Consider the following 19,572-nt stretch of genomic DNA (forward strand, 5'->3'; position numbering starts at 1 on the left):
CAACAAAAGACTGTTTTGAGTAAACACGTACCGAGTAAATAACCGCTTAACCCTGCGAATAAGGCGTTGGTGCCAAGCGGCAAATCACCAGATTCACAATTCGCGCGCGATTCCCGGCAGCGCCGGCACAAAGCGGACGTCGACCAGCTCCTTGCGGTCGAAGCCGTTCTCCGTCCGCACCACGCGGACCAGGGTCTGGGTGCCCTGATGCGGCCCGACCGGGGCGATCAGGACGCCACCCGGCTCGAGCCGCTCCATAAGCTTCTCCGGGATCTGCTCCATCGCCGCGGTGACCATGATGCGGTCGAAATCACCCGCTCCCGCCGGGACGTCGAAGCCGTCCCCGAGCAGCACCTCGATGTTGTAATAGCCGAGATTTTCGAGGCGCTTGCGGGCGCCGTCGGCCAGCGTCCGGTAGCGCTCGATGGTCAGCACCTGCTTGCACAGCCGGGACAGCACGGCCGCCTGGTAGCCCGAGCCGGTGCCGATCTCGAGCACGCGGTGGTCCTTCTGCAGCTGCAGCTGCTCGGTCATGTAGGCCACGACGAAGGGCTGGCTGATGGTCTGCCCGCAGGCGATCGCCAGCGCGCTGTCGCGATAGGCCTCGCTGCGATCGCGCGGATCGACGAACAACTCGCGCGGCACCTCCTCCATGGTGCGGAGCACGGCCTGATCGCTCACCCCTCGCCGCCGCAGGGTGAGCTGAAACATCATCTTCTCGGTCGGATCTGACTTCACGGCCATGTTCGTCAGCGTCTCTGGGCAGCAGCGCGGAATCTTGCTCTGCTTGATGCCATTGAAATCCGAAATACCGCGTTAAGGAAAAATTTCCCGTTGTGTTTTGTTCCCCGTCAGGAACCAGCACCCTGATTTGGCGTTGGCACCTTCCCATATAATCGGCAACGCCGCGCGGTTAACGCTCAGCTGCCGCCCGGGGTATCCGGGTGTATCGCCCCACCGCGCTGACTGCCGGGTAATGCTTCAGCGGGGTATGCGGCGAACGGCGGTGGGCGCTGGAAAACGACCAAATCCCAAACGTTTGCGTTGCGCGCTGTAATGTTATTTGCGAGCCTATTTCAGGGTAGGGCAAGGATTCCATCATGACAGCGATACGGCCGGCGGGCTGTTCAGTTTTCCTCGTGGAGGACGAGGTCATGATCCGGATGATGGTCGCCGATATGCTGGAGGAGCTCGGCCATACCGTCGCGGCCGAGGCCGGCGAAATCGGCGAGGCCGTCAGGCTTGCGCAATCCACCGAATTCGACCTCGCGATCCTCGACGTCAACGTCAATGGCAAGGTGATCACCCCGGTCGCCGAGCTGATCAACGCCCGCAACCGCCCCTTCATCTTCGCGACCGGCTACGGCTCGTCCGGCCTGCCTCCGGAGTATCGCGACCGGCCGGCGCTGCAAAAGCCCTTCCAGCTGGAAACGCTGGCCCAGGTGATATCCAGCGCGATGAAGAGCGCGCCGGTCTGACGATTGGCTCCATCCGAGCTACAGATTACTTCAGCGTCGCGGTCAGCGTTTCCGAAAATGCTTCATCGGTGCGGTCGAGCCGCAGCGGCGTCACCGAGACGTAGCGCGCCGCAAGCGCGGCGAGATCGGTGCCTTCAGCCGGCGCATCCATCATCGCCGCGCGCTCGAAGCCGATCCAGAAATACGGATTGCCGCGCCCGTCGTGACGGCGATCGATCTTCAGAAACCCCTGATTGCGCTTGCCCTGCCGCGTGATCCTGATGCCCTTGACGTCATCGGGCATGCAGGACGGGAAGTTGACGTTGACGACGGTGTTCCTGGGAACGCCTGCAGCGATGACGTTGCGGATGATGTCGGGTCCGAATTTCAGCGCGGTCTCCCACAGCGGTGCGTTGCGCGTCTCGATCGAAAATTCCTGCGACAACGCAAATGACGGAAAGCCCAGGATGGTGCCTTCCAGCGCGCCGGCGATGGTGCCGGAATAGACCACGTCCTCGGCGACGTTGCGGCCCTTGTTGACGCCGCTCAGCACGAGATCGGGCAGCTCGTCACCGAGAATGTGGCGCGCGCCCATGATGACGCAATCGGTCGGCGTGCCGCGCACCGCGAAGTGACGCGGGCTGACTTCGCGCAGCCGCAGCGGATCGTTGAGCGACAGCGAATGCGAGACGCCGGACTGATCGAGCTCGGGGGCAACGATCCAGACGTCGTCGGACAAGGAGCGCGCGATCTGCTCGACGACCTGCAGGCCGGGAGCGTGGATACCGTCATCATTGGTGCAGAGAATTCGCATCCGTCAAAGTGCCTTTTGTTCCGATTCGACGCGGGTTTCTTGAGTTGCAGTTTCTTGAGTTGATTGCCGTCTTAACCGGCTAGGGCCGCCGAGGCAAACCCGCCGAAGGCCCGTGCCATTGCGCCGACGTCACCCGCCAGGGACGCACAAATCTGCCGGTCGCGGCGATCTTGCCGTCGAACGCCGGCCAGGCAGGTTCGGCGCGCGGCCGCACGACCAGGACAGCGGGCTGGCGCACGTCGGGCTTGGCAGTTTCGGCGTTGAGAGGCTCAGACTTGAAAGGCGCAGGCTTCGGAGACCCAGGCTTGGGGCCCTCGCGTTCGGCAGACGCAGGCTCGGCGAGCTCGGGCTTGGCGACTTCAGCTTTGGCAGGTTCAACCCCAGGTGCTTCGGAGCTGGGCTGCTCAGGGGCGACCGGCGCTGTGTCGCGAGGCCCCGGCTTGGGAGCGCTCGGAGGCTCCGATTTCAGAAGCTCGGACCTACTGGCTTCGGACTTGCCAGCTTCGGACTTGCCAGGCGCAGGTCTGGGGGGCTCGGGCTTGAGAACCACGGGCTTGGCAGGCAGAGCCTTCGGAGGTTCAAGCGTCCGGGCAGGCCCGGGTGGCTCGGGGGGCGCAGTTCGGCGAAGCACGAGCTTGGGAAGCTCTGGCTTGGGAGGCTCTGATTTGGGAGGCTCTGACTTGCTCGCTTCAACCTGGCGAAGCTCAATCCGAGGCGGTTCGGGTTTGGGCGGTTCGGATTCGGGCGGAGCCGGTGTGGGTGCCTCGGCCGGTTTTGCGACCGGCGCTGCCGCAGCCGATTTTGATTTCAGCCTGGCCAGCAGCTCCTCGATCGAGGGCACCGATGACGGTTCAAGCGGAGCACGCGGCGCGGGCGGCGGCGGCCGGACCGGTGGCGGCGGCGGTGCAACCGCCGCTGATGGCGAAAAATCGGCCGGCGCCAGCTGGGCGAACCTGGCGCGTGCGAGCTCCAGCGCGTTGTCGAAGTCCGGCCTGTCGATCCAGGCCTTCGATTGCACCTCGGTCACGCGCGCCTCCCACAGGCGCGCGGCCTCGATGTCGTAATAGCCCATCTGCTTCTGATTGATCAGCTGCAGACCATGGCCCGTGACGGCCCATTGTCGACCAAGCCAGTGGATGTCACGGTGGAGCGGCATCACACTGGCCCTCGCCTCACATGCCGTGCTCGATGACCTTGAGCCCGCCCATATAGGGCTGCAGCACATCGGGCACCGCGATCGAACCGTCCTGCTGTTGATAGGTCTCCATCACAGCGATCAGGGCGCGCCCGACCGCCGTGCCGGAGCCGTTCAGCGTATGCACGAAGCGCGGCTTGCCGTCGGGGCCGCGATAGCGCGCGTCCATCCGGCGGGCCTGGAAATCGCCGCACACCGAGCAGCTCGAGATCTCGCGATAGGCGCCGCCGTCGCCCTGCCCCGGCATCCAGACCTCGATGTCGTAGGTCTTCTGCGCGGAGAAGCCCATGTCGCCGGCGCACAGCATCATCACGCGATAATGCAGGTCGAGCTTCTGCAGAACCTGCTCGGCGCAGGACAGCATGCGCTCGAGTTCATCCTTGCTGGCTTCGGGCGTCGTGATCGACACCAGCTCGACCTTTGTGAATTGGTGCTGGCGGATCATGCCGCGCGTATCGCGTCCCGCCGCGCCGGCTTCGGCGCGGAAGCACGGCGTCAGCGCGGTGAGCCGCATCGGCAGCTCTTTTTCATCGAGGATGGATTCGCGCGCGAGGTTGGTCAGCGAAACCTCCGCCGTCGGAATCAGGCCGAGGCGCTCGCTGCGCAAATCGGCATTCGGCGTCGCGAGCAATTCACCCTTGATCGCCCAGAACTGGTCGTCCTCGAATTTCGGCAATTGGCCGGTGCCGAACATCACGGCGTCGCGCACCAAGAGCGGCGGATTGATTTCGGTGTAGCCATGTTCGCCGGTGTGCAGATCGAGCATGAACTGCCCGATCGCGCGCTCGAGCCGCGCCAGCCCCCTCTTCAGCACGACGAAGCGCGCGCCCGACAGTTTCGCTGCCGCCTCGAAATCCATGTCGCCGAGGGCGGTCCCGAGATCGTCATGCAGCTTCGGCGCGAAGCCGTACTCGCGCTTCTTGCCGAATACATGGTGCTGGACGTTGCCGTGCTCGTCGGTGCCGTCCGGCACCTCGTCGAGCGGCAGATTGGGAATCGACGACAGCTCTTTCGTCAGCTCTTCATCGGCCGTCTTCGCCGCAGCTTCGAGCTCTGGCATCGTGGTCTTGAGCTCCGCGACCTCGGCCATCAGCTTGGCCGCACGCGCCTCGTCCTTCGCCTTCTTGGCGTCACCGATCTCTTTCGAGGCCGCGTTGCGCCGCGCCTGGGCCTGCTCGGACGCCAGGATCGCGGCACGGCGCTTCTCGTCGATCGCCAGCAGCGACGGCGACAGCGCCTCTAATCCGCGGCGCTTCAGGCCGGCGTCGAAGGCTGTCGGGTTGTCGCGGATCGCTTTGATGTCGTGCATGGGTCGGTCCTGGCAGGCGATGCGTAGGCAACCAACCATTGTGTTGGCAAACTACCGTGATGTAATTCCACTACCACGACCGTCATCACCCGCGAAAGCGGGTGATCCAGTATTCCAGAGACGTCCGTGTGTCATCGAGAAGCCGCGGCGTACTGGATACCCCGCCTTCGCGGGGTATGACACCGAGTGTGTGGTGGAGACTGGCCCTACTCGGCCGGATTGGCCGCCGGCGGGACGCTGGACGAGGCTGCCTTGGTCGCGGCCTTCTTCTCCACGATCCGGACCGCGATGATGGCGCCCTCATAGAGCGCGAGCAGCGGGATCGCGAGCGAGGCCTGGCTCAGCACGTCCGGCGGCGTCAGCACCGCGGCGATGATGAAGGCGATCACGATGAAGTAGCGCCGCTTCTCTCTCAGCATCTTCGAGGTGACGATGCCGATGCGGCCCAAGAGCGTCAGGATCACCGGCAGCTGGAAAGCGATGCCGAAGGCGAAGATCAGCGACATCATCAGCGACAGATACTCGCCGACCTTGGGCAGCAGCTGGATCTGCGCGGTCTCCGCGCTGCCGGCCTGCTGCATGCCGAGCGAGAACCGCACCAGCATCGGCAGCACGACGAAATAGACCAACATCGCGCCCATCACGAAGAACACCGGGGTCGCGATCAGATACGGCAGGAAGGCGTTGCGCTCGTGCCTGTAGAGGCCGGGCGCCACGAACATGTAGATCTGTCCGGCGACGATCGGGAACGAGATGAAGGCGGCGCCGAACATCGCGAGCTTCAACTGCGTGATGAAATATTCCAGCAGCTGCGTGTAGATGAATTTCGAATTCTCAGGCCCCGCCACCAGCACGAACGGCCAGACCAGCACGTTGTAGATCTGCTTGGCAAAGAAGAAGCAGATGATAAAGGCCACGCCGAAGCCGAGCAGCGCCTTGATCAGCCGCGAGCGCAGCTCGATCAAATGATCCATCAAGGGGGCCTTGCTGGCCTCGATATCTTCTGCGCTCATGACGCCCTCGCGTCCTTGAGCACCTCAGGCTCCGCCGGCGTCACGTCCTGCGACGGTGCCGGCTCGGGCTTCACCTCGCTGGTGATCGCAAGCGGCTCAGTTGTGGCAGCGTGCGTCTCGGCCTCGACGAAAGTCTCCGGCGTCGGCGCTGCGGGTGTTGTTGGCGTGACCAGTGCGTCGCTTGACGTCACCTGTGCGTCACTTGACGTCACCTGTGCGTCACTTGACGTCACCGGTGCGTCGCTCGACGTCACCGGCGCGTCAATCGCGGAGGCGACCTGCGCATCGACGGGCTTGTCGATCTGCAGCGCGTCGCTGACGTCCTTCTGCAGCGAGGTCATGATGTTGCCGCTGGTGATGCCGGTTGCGGCTTCCTTGACCTCGTCAAAGCTCTTCTTGATGTCGGCCATCTCGGCCTCGCGCATGGCTTCCTGGAACTGGCCCTGGAATTCGGAGGCCATCTTGCGGGCCTTGCCCATCCATTGCCCGACCATGCGCAGCACGCCCGGCAGTTCTTTCGGGCCGATGGCAATCAGCGCGACGACCGCGATGACGACCAGTTCACTCCACCCGATATCGAACATGAATTCTTCCGCCCAAGCGCGCCGCGATCGGCCCCATCGGTCCTAACAGGGATTTGGGGCCGCCGGCGCCTTTTCTCAATCGGCGTCAATAGCGCTTCCGAGCGACGGCGTCACCGTTTCGCGCAAAGATAAACGTCGAAATATGTGTCAGTACAGGCGCGTCAGACGGCTTTGCTGCCGACATCCTGGCGCGCGGCTGACGGCGCCGCATTGTGATCGATCGACTTGGTGGGCTCGGTCTTCTCGGCGACCTTGTCGTCGTCCTGCATGCCCTTCTTGAAGGCCTTGATGCCTTGGGCGACGTCACCCATCAGGTCCGAAATCTTGCCGCGCCCGAACAGCAGCAGGACCACTGCGATCACGACGATCCAGTGCCAAATGCTGAGTGAACCCATCCTGCAACCCTCCAGAAATGGCCGGCGGGCCGGCCTGAGCTTTGCCGGAAGGTAGGCCCGCGGGGTGTCAAAAACAAGGACCTCGGCCGCGGCAAATCGCTGTCGCGGCTACGTAATATTGCTAGCCTTAACCGGGAATATTTGGCCGCTATTCGCCCCTGTCCTCGGGGTCGGCCTCGCCGCGCTCGTCGCCGTGGGAATCCGGTTCGTTGGCGTCAGCTTCGGCCGCTTCCGATTCGTCGGCAACGTCCGCTTTGATCTCGATTTCGGCCTCGGCTGTCATTTCAGCCTCAGCCGACGCTTCGGTTGCAGTCTTCGGTTCCTCGGCCTCCGGCTCGACGGCCGGCGCCAGCAGCAGCTCCAGCGTGTCGCCCGGCTCGAGCGGCTCCTCGTCTTCCCGCAGCGTCGCGTCGTCCGAGGGCGACGGAACGGAGAAGCCGGTCGGCAGGCGCGAGTCGAGCAGACCGGTGCCCTTCAGCTCCTCGAGCCCCGGCAGATCGCCGAGCGCTTCCAGGCTGAACTGCGACAGGAATCCGTCCGTGGTTCCAAAGGTCAGCGGACGGCCCGGCGTCTTGCGGCGGCCGCGCGGGCGGATCCAGCCGGTCTCCAGCAGCACGTCGATGGTTCCCTTCGACGTCACCACGCCGCGAATCTCTTCGATCTCGGCGCGGGTCACCGGCTGGTGATAGGCGACGATTGCCAGCACCTCGATCGCTGCACGCGACAGCTTGCGGGTCTCGGTGCTCTCGCGCGTCATCAGCCACGACAGATCGCCGGCGGTCCGGAACGTCCACTTGTTGGCGACACGAACCAGATTGACGCCGCGCGGTGCATATTCCGCCTGCAACTGCGCGAGCGCCACCTTGATATCGACGCCGTCGGGCATCCGCTTTGCGAGCGTCGCCTGATCGATCGGCTCGGCCGATGCAAACAACAGGGCTTCCAGGAGCCGCAGTTCCTCAGGACGCGCCACCGGATCCATAGGAGAAACCTCCTCCTCGGGCTCTTCTCTGCGCACTTCCGCCAAGCTTGCCATGGGCCTGCTCTCCTTCTTCCACTTACTCAACCGACAGGTCCGGCGCCGCCATTGCGGCTTGCGCTGGACGCTTTCGGAAATAGATCGGCGCGAACGCCTGTTTCTGGTTGATCTCCATCTCGCCCTCGCGAACCAACTCGAGGGCGGCAGCGAAGCTCGATGCGAACACCGTCGCTCTCTGCTTGGGATCGGCGACGTAATTCATCAGGTACTCGTCGAGGCAGCTCCAGTCCTCAGCGAGGCCGACCAGCCGTTCCAGCGAGGCGCGCGCTTCGGAAAGCGACCACACCGTGCGCTTGGCCAGATGCACCGAGGTCAGCACGCGCGAGGCGCGCTGCGTCGCATAGGCCGACAGCAGGTCGTAGAGCGTCGCGGTGAACTTCGGATGCTTGATCTCCGCGATCGATTCCGGATTGCCGCGCGGAAAGATATCGCGCTGGAACTGCGGCCGGTTCATCAGCCGGTTCGCCGCCTCGCGGATCGCCTCCAGCCGGCGCAGCCGGTTGGCCAGCGCGGTCGCCATTTCCTCGGCGCTCGGCCCCTCCGCGCTCGGCGGTTCGGGCAGCAACAGCCGCGACTTCAGGAACGCAAGCCAGGCCGCCATCACCAGATAATCGGCTGCGAGCTCGAGGCGGATCTTGCGCGCCGCCTCGATGAACGAAAGGTACTGGTCGGCAAGCGCAAGGATCGAAATCTTCGACAAATCGACCTTCTGCTGCCGCGCCAGCGTCAGCAACAGGTCGAGCGGGCCCTCATAGCCCTCGACATCGACCACCAGCGCCGGTTCGCCCTCGGCGAGGTCAGCCGGCCGCCCGGTCTCAAACGATAGAATTTCAGCGGTCATGCCGTCCCTACCCGATCCAACAATGCATCCAGTTCAGCCCGTGCCGCCTGCCGGTCGAGCGGCTGAGGCTGCTTCCGCGCCGCGAGCGTCGCCTTGGCGCGCTCAAGCGCCTTGCCGGTCAGTTCCGGCGTCTCCCGTGCCACTTCGCGCATCTCGTCGATGTTGCCGTTGCAGTGCAGAACCACGTCGCAACCGGCGCTGACGATGGCGCGGGTCCGCTCGGCAATTGATCCGGCCAGCGCATTCATCGACACGTCATCACTCATCAACAAACCTTGGAACCCGATCAGGCCGCGAATCACCTGTTCGATGATTGTCGCAGAAGTCGTCGCCGGATGGGCGGGGTCCAGCGCGCTAAACACAACATGTGCAGTCATGGCCATCGGCAGGTCCGCAAGCGGCTGGAACGCGGCAAAATCGCTCCGTTCCAGCTCACCTTGGGCGGTATCGACCGTCGGAAGCCGGAAATGGCTGTCCGCCGTGGCCCGGCCATGGCCGGGGATATGCTTGAGAACCGGCAGCACACCACCCTGTTCCAGCCCCTCCGTGACGGCACGCGCGATGGCCGCAACCTTGCCGGGCTCGGTTCCATAGGCCCGGTTGCCAATCACCGCGTCCGCCCCGGCGACGGGAACATCGGCCAAAGGCAGGCAATCGACGGTGATTCCGAGGTCGATCAGGTCGGCTGCGATCAGCCGTGAGCTGAGCCTGGCCGCCGCGAGGCCGAGCTTCGGCTCGATGTCGTAGAGGGCCGAGAAACTCGCGCCGGGCGGATAGACCGGCCAATGTGGCGGGCCGAGCCGCTGCACCCGGCCGCCTTCCTGGTCGATCAGGACCGGAGCATCGGCCTCGCCGGCCGCGGACCTGAGTTCCCCAACAAGAGCCGCCACTTGGGCAGGACTCTCGATATTGCGCTTGAACAGGATGAAGCCCCATGGCCGCTCGGCGCGAATGAATTCGCGTTCAGCGTCATTGAGGGTCAACCCGGATACGCCGGTGATGAATGCGCGGTTCGTCATTCGGCCGATTAGGCCGTATGTAGCTCACGGGTCAAGGAAACCGCCTTTAATTTCTTTGGATGAGGCACTGCGGCCCACCGGCCGACATCAGGCTCTTGCACACTTGGCTCGCCTCCTCCGAGGAGGCAAACGGGCCGGCGAAGGCACGGTAATAGACGCCCTTCTCGCCGAGATCGACGCGTTTCACCACCAAAGGCTGCGAACCGAGCACGCTGCGATATTTGCCCTGCAGCGTCCGGTATGACGACTGCGCGTCGGCCTCGTTCTTCTGCGACGACACCTGAACCAGATATCCACCACCACCGCCGACCGAGGCCGTCGAGGTCGATGCCACCCGGGTCGGAGGCGCGGCCGGAGCCGCCTCAGCCTGACCAGGGGCCAGCGACATCGGCGCATTCACGCTGGCATTGGCCGCAGCCGGGTTGCCGCGTGACACCGGAGGCTTCGCAGCCGCCGCAGGCTTGGCCGGCACGGCCGACGTGGCCTGCGTGCCATCAGGTCCATCGCCCTTGACCGCGAGCGTGCGGACCTTGCGCGGCTCGTTGTTTGGCAAGGTCCCGTTTGCATTGACCGGGGCCGGCGCGGGCTGCGTCGTCTGCACGCTCGCCGCCGGCGGCGGATTCGCATTGGCGTTGAGCGGCGGAAACACGACGCGCGGTCCGGCGGTCTTCGAGTTGACGTCGACAGGGGTTTCTTCGCGCGAGACGATCTTCTCGGTGCCGTCCCCCGTTGCCATGCGGTCCGGCGTCTTGGCCGGGGCATCGGCCTGGGCCGGGATCACCTTGGTCGGCGTGTTGTCTGCCTTGATGATCGGCGGCTCACCGCTGCGGGGCGAGCCGACATAGTTGCGATAGCCGAGCGCAGCGCCGGTGCCGACCACCGCAAGCGCCACCACCGCTGCGACCGTGATCAGGCCGCTGCGCCGCTTGCGCGGCTCCGGTTCTTCCTCGTAGCCCTCATAGGCATAGGGGTCGTCCGGATAGGCCGGATCGCGCTGAAGATCCTGTTGGCCGGCTTCCAGTTCGCCGTAGAGCGCGTCGTCATAGCGCGACGGATCGCCATTCTGACCGCCGCCCTGATAGTGCGGCTCCTCGTCAAATGTCTCGGGCTGCCGGGGGGTCTCGACCGGCCGATACTGCGCCACCGGCGCAGGCGCCGGCTGCGTCTGCTGCGCTGCATAGCGGTGCAACGGATGGACCGGCTTCGGCTGGTCGTCCTGCTCAGGCTCGTCGTACTCGGTGTGCTGCACGGGTGCCGGCTGCACAGGGGGCGGAACAACAGCCTCCTGCCTCGCGCGCTGCATCCAGGGCGGCGGGCCTGCGGGCGGCGCATCCTCGTCGTCCGCCTGCGGCTGATATTGCTGTGGTCGCACGTTGGCGCGCGACTGCAGCGGATGCGGTGGCGGCGGCTTGTTGGCGCTGCCGAACGGATCCGTCTGGCCGATCAGCCGGGCCAGTTCAGCGAGCGGATCGGCCTCGGCCCTCTGGGCCGTGTCGGCGGAAAAATTTCGGTCCTGATATCGATCAGCCATTGTGATGATGCATCCCCTCCGGGACAGCGCCAGGATCGCCGGCGCTGCTGGTCCGAACGAATTGGCCCCTGCCAGATGCCCTCACAAATCCCCACTCGTGAGGGCCAAATGCCCCTACCTACCGCATCTCGGTTGGAGCCTGGACGCCTAGAACAGCTAAGCCCGATGCCAGAACCGAGACGACGCCCTGAACCATTGCCAGTCGCGCCCTCGTGATCTCTGCATCATTATTGATAATGAAGCGTAAATAGGGCAAATCCCGCCCCTTGGTCCAGAGTGCATGAAATTCACTGGCCAAATCATAGAGATAAAAGGCGATTCGGTGCGGCTCATGTGCAATGGCCGCTGCCTCAATCATCCGGGGATAAAGTGCAAGACGCTTGAGAAGATCGAGTTCGGCCGGATCGGTCAGCCGCTCGACGGCGGCATTGCGCAGATAGGCCAGCCGCGCCTCGTCGGTCTCGGGCAGGTCTGGAACCGCCTCCTCCCGCGCATTGCGGAAGATCGAATGGCCGCGGGCGTGGCCGTACTGGACGTAGAAGACGGCGTTGTCCTTTGACTGCTCGATCACCTTGGCGAGATCGAAATCGAGCACCGCGTCGTTCTTGCGGAACAGCATCATGAACCGCACGGCGTCGGAGCCGACCTCGTCGACCACCTCACGCAGCGTCACGAACTCGCCGGAGCGCTTCGACATCTTCACCGGCTCGCCGTCGCGCAGCAGCTTCACGAGCTGCACGATCTTGACGTCGAGCACAGCCTTGCCCGCGGACACCGCCTTCACCGCCGCCTGCATCCGCTTGATGTAGCCGCCGTGATCGGCACCGAACACGTCGATCAGATTGGTGAAGCCGCGCTCGAACTTGTAGCGGTGGTTGGCGATGTCGGATGCGAAATAAGTGTACGAACCGTCCGACTTGATCAGCGGACGATCGACGTCATCGCCATAAGCGGTGGCGCGGAACAGCGACTGCTCGCGGTCCTCGTAGTCCTCGACCGGCTTGCCCTTCGGCGGCGGCAGGCGGCCCTCGTAGATGTCGCCCTTGGCGCGCAGGAAGTCGATGGTCTCGGCAACCTTGTTGTTGCCTGACGTGATCAGCGAGCGCTCCGAGAAGAACACGTCGTGATGGATGTTGAGCGCGGCGAGATCGCCCTTGATCATCTCCATCATCATGGCGATCGCCTTGTCGCGCACGACCGGCAGCCACGCGGCTTCCGGCATGGTCAGGAGCTTGTCACCATGCTCCTTCGCGAGCGCCTCGCCGACCGGCACGAGGTAATCGCCGGGATAAAGCCCTTCCGGAATCGCGCCGATCTCCTCACCGAGCGCCTCGCGGTAGCGCAGGAACGCGGAACGCGCGAGCACGTCGACCTGCGCGCCGGCGTCGTTGATGTAGTATTCGCGGCAGACGTCGAAGCCTGCGAATTGCAGCAGGCTGCACAGCGCGTCGCCGAACACGGCGCCACGGCAATGGCCGACATGCATCGGCCCGGTCGGGTTGGCCGAGACGTATTCGACATTGACCTTCTCGTCCCCGCCGATGCCGCTGCGCCCATAGGCCGAGCCTGCGGCCAGCACGGCGCGCAGCGCGTCGGCCCAGACCTGCGGCTTCAAGGTCAGGTTGATGAAGCCCGGACCGGCGACATCGACTGAGGCCACCAGGGCGTCGGCGCGCAGTCGTTCGGCGATCTTGTCGGCAAGCTCGCGCGGCTTCGCCTTGGCATCCTTGGCGAGCACCATCGCGGCATTGGTCGCCATGTCGCCATGGCTGGCGTCGCGCGGCGGCTCCACCACAACGCGGGAGAGATCGATGCCCGCGGGCCAGTTGTCCTCGGCTGCGACAGCGGCACAGATCGCGTGCACGCGCGTCAGCATGTCGGCAAAAAGGTGTGGTGAAGCAGTGGTGTCGGCCATGGCAGGGCGCTAACGCAAATCCGGGGTCGAGTCAAAAAGCCTTTGGTGCTCGATCAGGGCGAAACGGTCGGTCATCCCGGCGATGAAATTGCCGATCCGCCTGTTCCGCGCGCTCCCGGTCTCCTCCGCGCTGCCCTCGATCCATTCCGCCGGCAGGTCTTCAGGCGACTGCCGGTAGCGCTCGAACAGATTGCGGACCACCTGCTCCGCCTCCCGCATCACAATCATCACCCGCTGGTGGCGATACATCCGCCGGTACAGGAACGCCTTGATCGCCGCCTCCTGCTCGGCCACCTCAGGCGGAAACGCAATCAGCGGTACATTGTGATGGCGTACGTCGTAGGCCGATTGCGGCCGGGCCGCCGCAAGGCGCCGGTTTGCCTCCGTGAACACGGCATTGATGAAATGTGAGATCAGCTCGCGCACCAGTTCGGCGCCGCGCCGGACCTCGTCGAGCCCGGGATAATGCCGGTCGATCTCGGCGATGATCTCGGCAGTCAGCGGCATCTCCTTGAGGTCGTCGACCGCGAACAGACCGGCGCGCAGACCATCGTCGATGTCGTGGGCGTCATAGGCGATGTCGTCGGCGAAGGCCGCGATCTGCGCCTCCAGCGAAGCGTAGCTCCAGAGCTCGAGATCGTAGCTCTTGTTGTAGTCGGCGATCCCGACCGGAATGCCGCTTTCCAGGTAGCGGCCGGCCGGCGCGCCGCTGCGTTCGGTCAGCGGCCCGTTGTGCTTCACGATTCCCTCGAGCGATTCCCAGGTCAGGTTCAGCCCGCCGAACTCGGGATAGCGATGCTCCAGCGAGGTGACCACCCGCAGCGCCTGCGCATTGTGGTCAAAGCCGCCGTCATCCTTTAGGCACGCGTCGAGCGCCCGCTCCCCGGCATGCCCGAACGGCGGATGGCCGAGGTCATGCGCCAGCGCCAGCGTCTCGGTCAGATCCTCGTCGACCCCGAGCTGGCGGGCCAGCGCGCGGGCGATCTGCGCCACCTCCAGCGAATGGGTCAGCCTGGTGCGGTAATGATCGCCCTCGTGGAAGACGAAGACCTGGGTCTTGTGCTTGAGGCGGCGGAACGCGGTGGAATGGATCACCCGGTCGCAGTCGCGCCGGAACGGGCTCCGGGTCCGGCTCGGCGGCTCCGTGACCAGCCGGCCCCGGCTGCGATCGGGGTCGCAGGCATAGGGCGCGCGGGGGGCAGCCATTCCGACCGACACGGTATTTTAGTCCTTATCCATTTGATTCCATGGTCCGACGCACTTAACTATGCTTGAGGCGGCCGACCAAATGAATTGGGTATGACGCCGGGCATGATCCGATCAGACCATGCCCAAATAGGGTTTCGGAGACCGACATGACTGCTGCCATCACCGTCAGCGAACGGGCCGCCCGCAAGATTGGCCAGATCCTCAGCAAGGAAGGCGAAGGCGCCAAGCTGCGCATTTCGGTCGAGGGCGGCGGCTGCTCCGGTTTCCAGTACAAATTCGACGTCGAGCGCACCCAGGCCGATGACGACCTCGTGATCGAGCGCGACAGCGCCGTGGTGCTGATCGATCCCGCCTCGGTCCCGTTTCTCGCGGGCTCGGAAGTCGACTTCGTCGACGACCTGATCGGCGCCTCGTTCCGCGTCGTCAATCCGAACGCCACCGCCTCCTGCGGCTGCGGCACCAGCTTCTCGGTCTGACGCCCTTACGCTCCGAGCGTTTCCTCGACGCGGACCGGTAACCGGCTCGTCTCCAATTCTCGCGAAGGCATGGCACCCAAAACCCCGGCTCCCGAAGGGACGCCGGGATTTTCTTGTTGGCGCGAACCGCAGGATCGCGGCCAGGTTGCCGCGCCCTCGCGAGCATCGTGTCCTAGCTCGCCTTCATTCCCGCTCATCCACGCCACGTCACCCAGCGCGGCAACGGCCGCGCGATGGCATCAATCGACAAAGGACGGAATGGGGTGGGCGGCAGCCAAGTCCTTCAGTTTACGAAGACGCGCCGGATTCACGGGAGCAGCCGGACCGGCGCGCAGGATCTCCCCGACCTCGCGACCAAGTTTCGTTGCTTCGGCCGTATCGAAGCCGCGGATCGTCAACGCGACGCTGCCAAACCGGAAAGCGGTACGTGGTTCGCCGGATTGACCCGGTGCGCGCATCGCGTTGCCGATGACCCCGTGGGCGCCGAGCCCCGCGACCAATTCCGGCTGCGTCCAGCTCTCGCCGGTGTAAGCCATGATCATGTGCGAGTCCGTGCCGCCGGTGTAGAGTTCGATCCCCCCCTCCTCCAAGCCCGCAGCGAAAGCCTTTGCATTCGCGACGACGTCACGCATGAGTTGCGCGAAGGCCGGGCGCACGATCATTTCCATCTGTACGGCCCGCGCTGCGATCATGTTCGAGGCTGCTGGGCCCTGTAGGCCGGGATAGACGGCGGCGTCGATGGCGACCCCGAAGCGCTCCTTGGCGAAGACAAAGGCACCATTGCGCGGTCCGCACAATGTTTTCTGTGTCGAGGTCGTGGAAACGTCGGAGAACGGAACGGGATTGGCGTGGAGGCCGGTCGCGATCAGCCCTGCGACATGGGCGATGTCGGTGAACAGGAGCGCGCCGACCTCGTCGGCGATCTTCTTCAATCCGGCGAAGTCGATCTCACGTGGGTACGAAGACGGGCCGGCGAGCAGGACATGAGGTTTCACCCTGCGCGCGAGGTCACGGGCCTGATCCAGATCGACCGCGCCGGTGCGCGTTACGCCGAACGACACGACCTCGCGGTTCGCGCCCGTGATATGGCGCATGGCGCCGTGGCTGACATGGCCGCCGGCGAGCTCGTCGAAGGTGAGCAACCGCGCACCTTCGGCGGGCAGGATCGCCCGCAGGACGGCGACGTTGGCGATGGTCGAAGACAGTGCCTGCACATTGACGTATTCAGCACCAAAGATCGCCTTCGCCCGATCGATGGCAAGGTTCTCAATGGCGTCGAGTTCTTCGCAATTGGCGACGCTGCGGCGGCCCGGCAGGCCCATCGGAGCGCGGTTGACGAGATGGGTACCCTCGATCTGCCGCAGACCCAGTGGGGCATAGGAGGCGGACGCGATCATGTTGAGCGACAGCGTCTCCCTCTTGCGGTCCTTGTCGATCAGCGCGACCACGTCGGCGCCGACCTTGTGGGCATCTGCCCCAAAAAACTCGTGCCAGTTGACATCAGTTGAATGGGCTTGAGCGGTGCCGGTCGAAAGCGACATATGTCATCCTCTTTCTAAGTGATCGGAGTGCTGCGTTCGTTCTACGAGCGCGTCAGTGCCTGCTTCGTCAGTGACGGAGCACGCGTGATAGAAATGTTCGGGTTCGTTCATGTGTCGGTCGGTCGAATATCTCCGCCGGCGTGCCGATCTCCAGAATACGTCCGTGATCGATGTACACGACGCGGTCGGCGACCTCGCGGGCGAAACCCATCTCGTGCGTCACGATCATCATCGTCATGCCTTCACGCGCGAGCTCGCGCATGACATCGAGCACCTCGCCGACCATCTCGGGGTCGAGCGCCGAGGTCGGCTCATCGAACAGCATGATATGCGGCTCCATCGCGAGCGACCGCGCAATCGCGACGCGCTGTTGCTGACCGCCAGAGAGCTGGCTTGGAAGCTTGTGAGCGTGGTCGCGCAGCCCAACCCTTTCGAGCAGACGCAACGCGGTCGCCTTTGCTTCGTCGGGCTTGCGGCCGCGAACGCGGATCGGAGCGATTGCGACGTTGTCGATCGCGCTCATATGCGGGAACAGATTGAACTGCTGGAACACCATGCCGACGCCTTTGCGAATCCTGGCCAACTCCTTCTCGCCACCGATCTTGCGATCGGCTTCGGTCGGCATGTTGAAACCGTCGACTGTCAAGCGCCCGCTCTGGTACATCTCCAAGCTGTTGACGCAGCGGATCAAGGTCGACTTCCCCGAACCGCTGGCACCGATGATGACGACGACCTCGCCGCGCCCGACATCGAGATCGACATCCTTCAGGACGTGGAACGCGCCAAAGGACTTGTTGAGGCGAGCGATGCTGACGATGACATCGCGCGACGTCGTGACTGCTGGAATCTGCATGGCGTTCATCGCGTCCCTCTTGCGAGATGGGCTTCCAGGCGACGCGAGGCGTAGGTGATCGCCCCGCCGATGGCGAGATAGACGGCGAAAAGGAAAACGTAGATCTCGTAGGTCCGGCCGCTGTTTTGCGGATCGGCGAGAATCATTTGTCCGGCCCGCAGGAAATCGGTCAGCCCTATGATGAAGACCAGTGTTGCGCCGTTGAAGATGTCGAGAATCTGCCCGACCAGTGAAGGAACGACGACGCGCAGCGCCTGCGGCAGGACGATGTCAACATTGAGCGTCCAGGTGCTCATTGCAAGCGAACGTGCAGCCTCAATCTGGCCTTTGGGGACCGCCTGAAGTCCGCTCCGGACATACTCCGCGACATAGGCCGCGAAGAAGAGAGCATAACCGGCCATGCCGCGCAGCAGGCTCGGAACGGACGTATCCGGCGCCAGCAGCGGCACGATAATCCAGATCCAGTAGACGACGAGGATCAGCGGCACCGATCGCATCGTCTCGATATAGGCGGTCGAAATCACGCGCAGACTCGCAATGCGACTTTGCCGGCCGAGCGCGAGCAGGATTCCGAAAGGTAAGGTCAGGATCGAGACGGCGATCGTCAAGACGACGCTGAGCAGCAGACCACCCCAAACCTCGAAGCCTGGTGGCGAGAGGACCACAAAGATTGCCAGCACGCCCGCGAGAAGTCCGGACAGCACGACGCGTTGGTCCAAACCCGAATGGTGGATGCCGACCCATGCAGCGACGCCGAGCGCAGTGCTCGCGGCGGTGAGCATGCCGGAGGTCAGATCGATGACGGCCGAGATCAGCGCGGCGATCACAGCTGCGGCCGACGCAGCGGCCGCCACCGCGGCTCTCCCGGGGCGGACCGAGAGGCCGAGGCCCGCACCGAACATCGCGCAGAGCGTCCCGACAGAGAACCATGCCCGCCACAATTGGTCAGAGGGATAGATCCCGGTCATCAACACCTTGAGGCTCCCGCCGACGACCTCCCAGTGCGCTTCGACCAGCATCCAGTGCGCAAATGCATATGCCGCCCAGACCAGTATCGGGATGACGACAAGCGACAGTGCTGCATCGAATGGCCCGGCGAACAGATTGCGGTGCAGCCACCGCAGCGCGACTGTGCTCATCGCATCCCCCGTCCATTCACGTGAGCATTCACGGCGTTCACGCTGGCGCTGATGATCCAGCTCAGCGTGAGGTAAGTCAGCATCACGATCACGACGCCTTCGAGGTTTCGTCCGGTTTGGTTCGAGACGGTGCCGTAGACATTGAACAGGTCGGGAAAGCCGATTGCGATGCCGAGCGAGGTGTCCTTCGTCAGGCTGATGTACCGGTTGGCAAGCGACGGCAGGACGATCCGGAAGACCTGGGGGAGGATGATGTCGCGCAGCGTGTGCGGACGCGACAATCCGAGCGAGGCGGACGCCTCCCATTGTCCTTTCGGCAGAGATTCGATCGCACCGCGGACGATCTCAGCGACATAGGCGGAGCTGTTGACGACGATCGCGAGGAGAAGCGCGGTCATTTCCGGCGAAAGGGCGAAACCTCCGCGCGCGCCGAACCGGGTCGCGACCGGCAGGTCCAGGCCGAGCGGGAAGCCGACGATGACGGTGGCGATCAAGGCCAGGATCGTCACGGCCAGAAGGATCAGCCGGGATCGCCGCCCTCGCAGGACGACGCAGGCCGCGGCGGCTGCGAACACAGTGGCGAGCAATCCCCAGGACGCAAATCCAGCGCTGTCGTGGATCACGAGGCCGGGAAAGAACACGCCCGCACGACTGGCAAGCAGGCCGCCGAACCAATTCGCAGCGGCGTTGGCCGGTGGAGACCGCAACACGACCGCGAAGTACCAAAACACGATCTGAATCAGCAGCGGCGTGTTACGCACGCATTCGACCAGTCCAAAGCATAGGTTGCGGACCAGCCAGTTCGTCGAGAGCCGGCCGATGCCGACAAGCGTACCGAACATTGTGCAGAGGACGATCGCCGAGAGCGCGACCTTTAGTGAGTTCCACAGGCCCGCCAGGAGCGCCTGAAGATTGCTGTGAGAGGGAGAGAAACCCTCCAGAACCAGCCAGCTGCCCTCGCGTGACAGGACGAGCCCTTCACTGAGACTGAAATTCGCGACATTGCCGAGATAGCCGAACGAGAACTGGATGCCCTTGCGGGCCAGTGCCTCACGGACGGCAACGCCGAGCCAGATGACCAGTGCGGCCGCTACGATCACGATGGCGGCCTGCAAGAGCCACCTGGACGCGATGCGCAGGCGGCGCCGTACCGGCGTGATACCATGGTATTCGGCGATCTGCGTGGTCACGATCCGCCCTCTCGAGATTGGGCGAGCCCGTCGGCTCGCCCCTGACGATGTG

At 64.3% G+C, this 19,572-nt stretch carries 18 protein-coding genes and 1 pseudogene; 3 read left to right on the plus strand and 16 right to left on the minus strand.

The window, feature by feature from the left end; genetic code table 11:
* Positions 1 to 93 precede the first annotated feature (93 nt).
* Entirely contained in the window at positions 94 to 744 is a 651-nt protein-coding gene (locus HAP48_RS39090; protein ID WP_224496784.1) for a protein-L-isoaspartate(D-aspartate) O-methyltransferase, read from the minus strand.
* Between the two features lie 356 nt (positions 745 to 1,100).
* On the opposite strand from HAP48_RS39090, the gene HAP48_RS39095 reads away from it, so the two are divergent.
* Positions 1,101 to 1,478 (plus strand): response regulator, encoded by a 378-nt coding sequence (locus HAP48_RS39095; RefSeq protein WP_029082686.1) that lies wholly within the window; start codon positions 1,101 to 1,103, stop codon positions 1,476 to 1,478.
* Between the two features lie 25 nt (positions 1,479 to 1,503).
* Here HAP48_RS39095 and surE read toward each other — a convergent pair whose 3' ends face one another.
* Positions 1,504 to 2,271 carry a 5'/3'-nucleotidase SurE gene (gene surE / locus HAP48_RS39100; protein WP_166205176.1) on the minus strand — a complete coding sequence of 256 codons (768 nt, stop codon included), beginning with the start codon at positions 2,269 to 2,271 and terminating at the stop codon, positions 1,504 to 1,506.
* A gap of 755 nt (positions 2,272 to 3,026) precedes the next feature.
* Here surE and HAP48_RS39105 point away from each other — a divergent pair.
* Positions 3,027 to 3,335, plus strand: a complete 309-nt coding sequence (locus HAP48_RS39105; protein ID WP_166205177.1) for a hypothetical protein — start codon at positions 3,027 to 3,029, stop codon at positions 3,333 to 3,335.
* A 108-nt stretch (positions 3,336 to 3,443) separates the two neighbouring features.
* On the opposite strand, the gene serS is transcribed toward HAP48_RS39105, so the two are convergent.
* From serS to HAP48_RS39155, 10 genes and pseudogenes are all read right to left on the minus strand, one after another.
* Positions 3,444 to 4,775, minus strand: a complete 1,332-nt coding sequence (gene serS, locus HAP48_RS39110; protein WP_166205178.1) for a serine--tRNA ligase — start codon at positions 4,773 to 4,775, stop codon at positions 3,444 to 3,446.
* 206 nt (positions 4,776 to 4,981) lie between these two features.
* The gene (gene tatC, locus HAP48_RS39115; protein WP_029082690.1) at positions 4,982 to 5,788 is read right to left on the minus strand and encodes a twin-arginine translocase subunit TatC; all 807 of its coding nucleotides are present in this window, start codon (positions 5,786 to 5,788) and stop codon (positions 4,982 to 4,984) included.
* Positions 5,785 to 6,372, minus strand: coding sequence for a Sec-independent protein translocase protein TatB (gene tatB, locus HAP48_RS39120; protein WP_166205179.1), 588 nt, complete (start codon positions 6,370 to 6,372; stop codon positions 5,785 to 5,787). The genes tatC and tatB overlap by 4 nt, the downstream gene beginning before the upstream one ends.
* A 161-nt stretch (positions 6,373 to 6,533) precedes the next feature.
* A complete protein-coding gene (locus tag HAP48_RS39125) occupies positions 6,534 to 6,767 on the minus strand; it encodes a twin-arginine translocase TatA/TatE family subunit (RefSeq protein ID WP_028332136.1) in 234 nt (77 codons plus the stop codon).
* 163 nt (positions 6,768 to 6,930) lie between these two features.
* Positions 6,931 to 7,803, minus strand: a pseudogene (gene scpB / locus HAP48_RS39130) (SMC-Scp complex subunit ScpB); the annotation flags it as partial.
* 22 nt (positions 7,804 to 7,825) lie between these two features.
* Positions 7,826 to 8,647, minus strand: a complete 822-nt coding sequence (locus HAP48_RS39135; RefSeq protein ID WP_166205180.1) for a segregation and condensation protein A — start codon at positions 8,645 to 8,647, stop codon at positions 7,826 to 7,828.
* The gene (gene nagZ / locus HAP48_RS39140) at positions 8,644 to 9,666 is read right to left on the minus strand and encodes a beta-N-acetylhexosaminidase (protein ID WP_166205181.1); all 1,023 of its coding nucleotides are present in this window, start codon (positions 9,664 to 9,666) and stop codon (positions 8,644 to 8,646) included. The genes HAP48_RS39135 and nagZ overlap by 4 nt, the downstream gene beginning before the upstream one ends.
* A gap of 46 nt (positions 9,667 to 9,712) precedes the next feature.
* A complete protein-coding gene (locus tag HAP48_RS39145) occupies positions 9,713 to 11,197 on the minus strand; it encodes an SPOR domain-containing protein (RefSeq protein WP_166205182.1) in 1,485 nt (494 codons plus the stop codon).
* 118 nt (positions 11,198 to 11,315) lie between these two features.
* Entirely contained in the window at positions 11,316 to 13,112 is a 1,797-nt protein-coding gene (gene argS / locus HAP48_RS39150; protein WP_166205183.1) for an arginine--tRNA ligase, read from the minus strand.
* A 9-nt stretch (positions 13,113 to 13,121) separates the two neighbouring features.
* Positions 13,122 to 14,330, minus strand: coding sequence for a deoxyguanosinetriphosphate triphosphohydrolase (locus tag HAP48_RS39155; protein ID WP_166205184.1), 1,209 nt, complete (start codon positions 14,328 to 14,330; stop codon positions 13,122 to 13,124).
* Between the two features lie 137 nt (positions 14,331 to 14,467).
* Between HAP48_RS39155 and erpA the strand changes: the two genes are divergently transcribed.
* Positions 14,468 to 14,797 (plus strand): iron-sulfur cluster insertion protein ErpA, encoded by a 330-nt coding sequence (erpA, locus tag HAP48_RS39160; protein ID WP_166205185.1) that lies wholly within the window; start codon positions 14,468 to 14,470, stop codon positions 14,795 to 14,797.
* A gap of 239 nt (positions 14,798 to 15,036) precedes the next feature.
* Here erpA and HAP48_RS39165 read toward each other — a convergent pair whose 3' ends face one another.
* From HAP48_RS39165 to HAP48_RS39180, 4 genes are all read right to left on the minus strand, one after another.
* Complete coding sequence (locus HAP48_RS39165) at positions 15,037 to 16,338, minus strand: serine hydroxymethyltransferase (protein WP_166205186.1); 1,302 nt, start codon at positions 16,336 to 16,338, stop codon at positions 15,037 to 15,039.
* A 67-nt stretch (positions 16,339 to 16,405) separates the two neighbouring features.
* Complete coding sequence (locus HAP48_RS39170) at positions 16,406 to 17,191, minus strand: amino acid ABC transporter ATP-binding protein (RefSeq protein WP_166215571.1); 786 nt, start codon at positions 17,189 to 17,191, stop codon at positions 16,406 to 16,408.
* Positions 17,192 to 17,196: 5 nt separating this feature from the next.
* Positions 17,197 to 18,330, minus strand: a complete 1,134-nt coding sequence (locus HAP48_RS39175) for an amino acid ABC transporter permease (protein WP_166205187.1) — start codon at positions 18,328 to 18,330, stop codon at positions 17,197 to 17,199.
* Complete coding sequence (locus HAP48_RS39180; protein ID WP_166205188.1) at positions 18,327 to 19,520, minus strand: ABC transporter permease subunit; 1,194 nt, start codon at positions 19,518 to 19,520, stop codon at positions 18,327 to 18,329. Before HAP48_RS39180 ends, HAP48_RS39175 begins: the two co-directional genes overlap by 4 nt.
* Positions 19,521 to 19,572 lie beyond the last annotated feature (52 nt).

The sequence above is a fragment of the Bradyrhizobium septentrionale genome, assembly GCF_011516645.4.
In the GTDB taxonomy this organism is placed as follows: Bacteria; Pseudomonadota; Alphaproteobacteria; order Rhizobiales; family Xanthobacteraceae; genus Bradyrhizobium; species Bradyrhizobium septentrionale.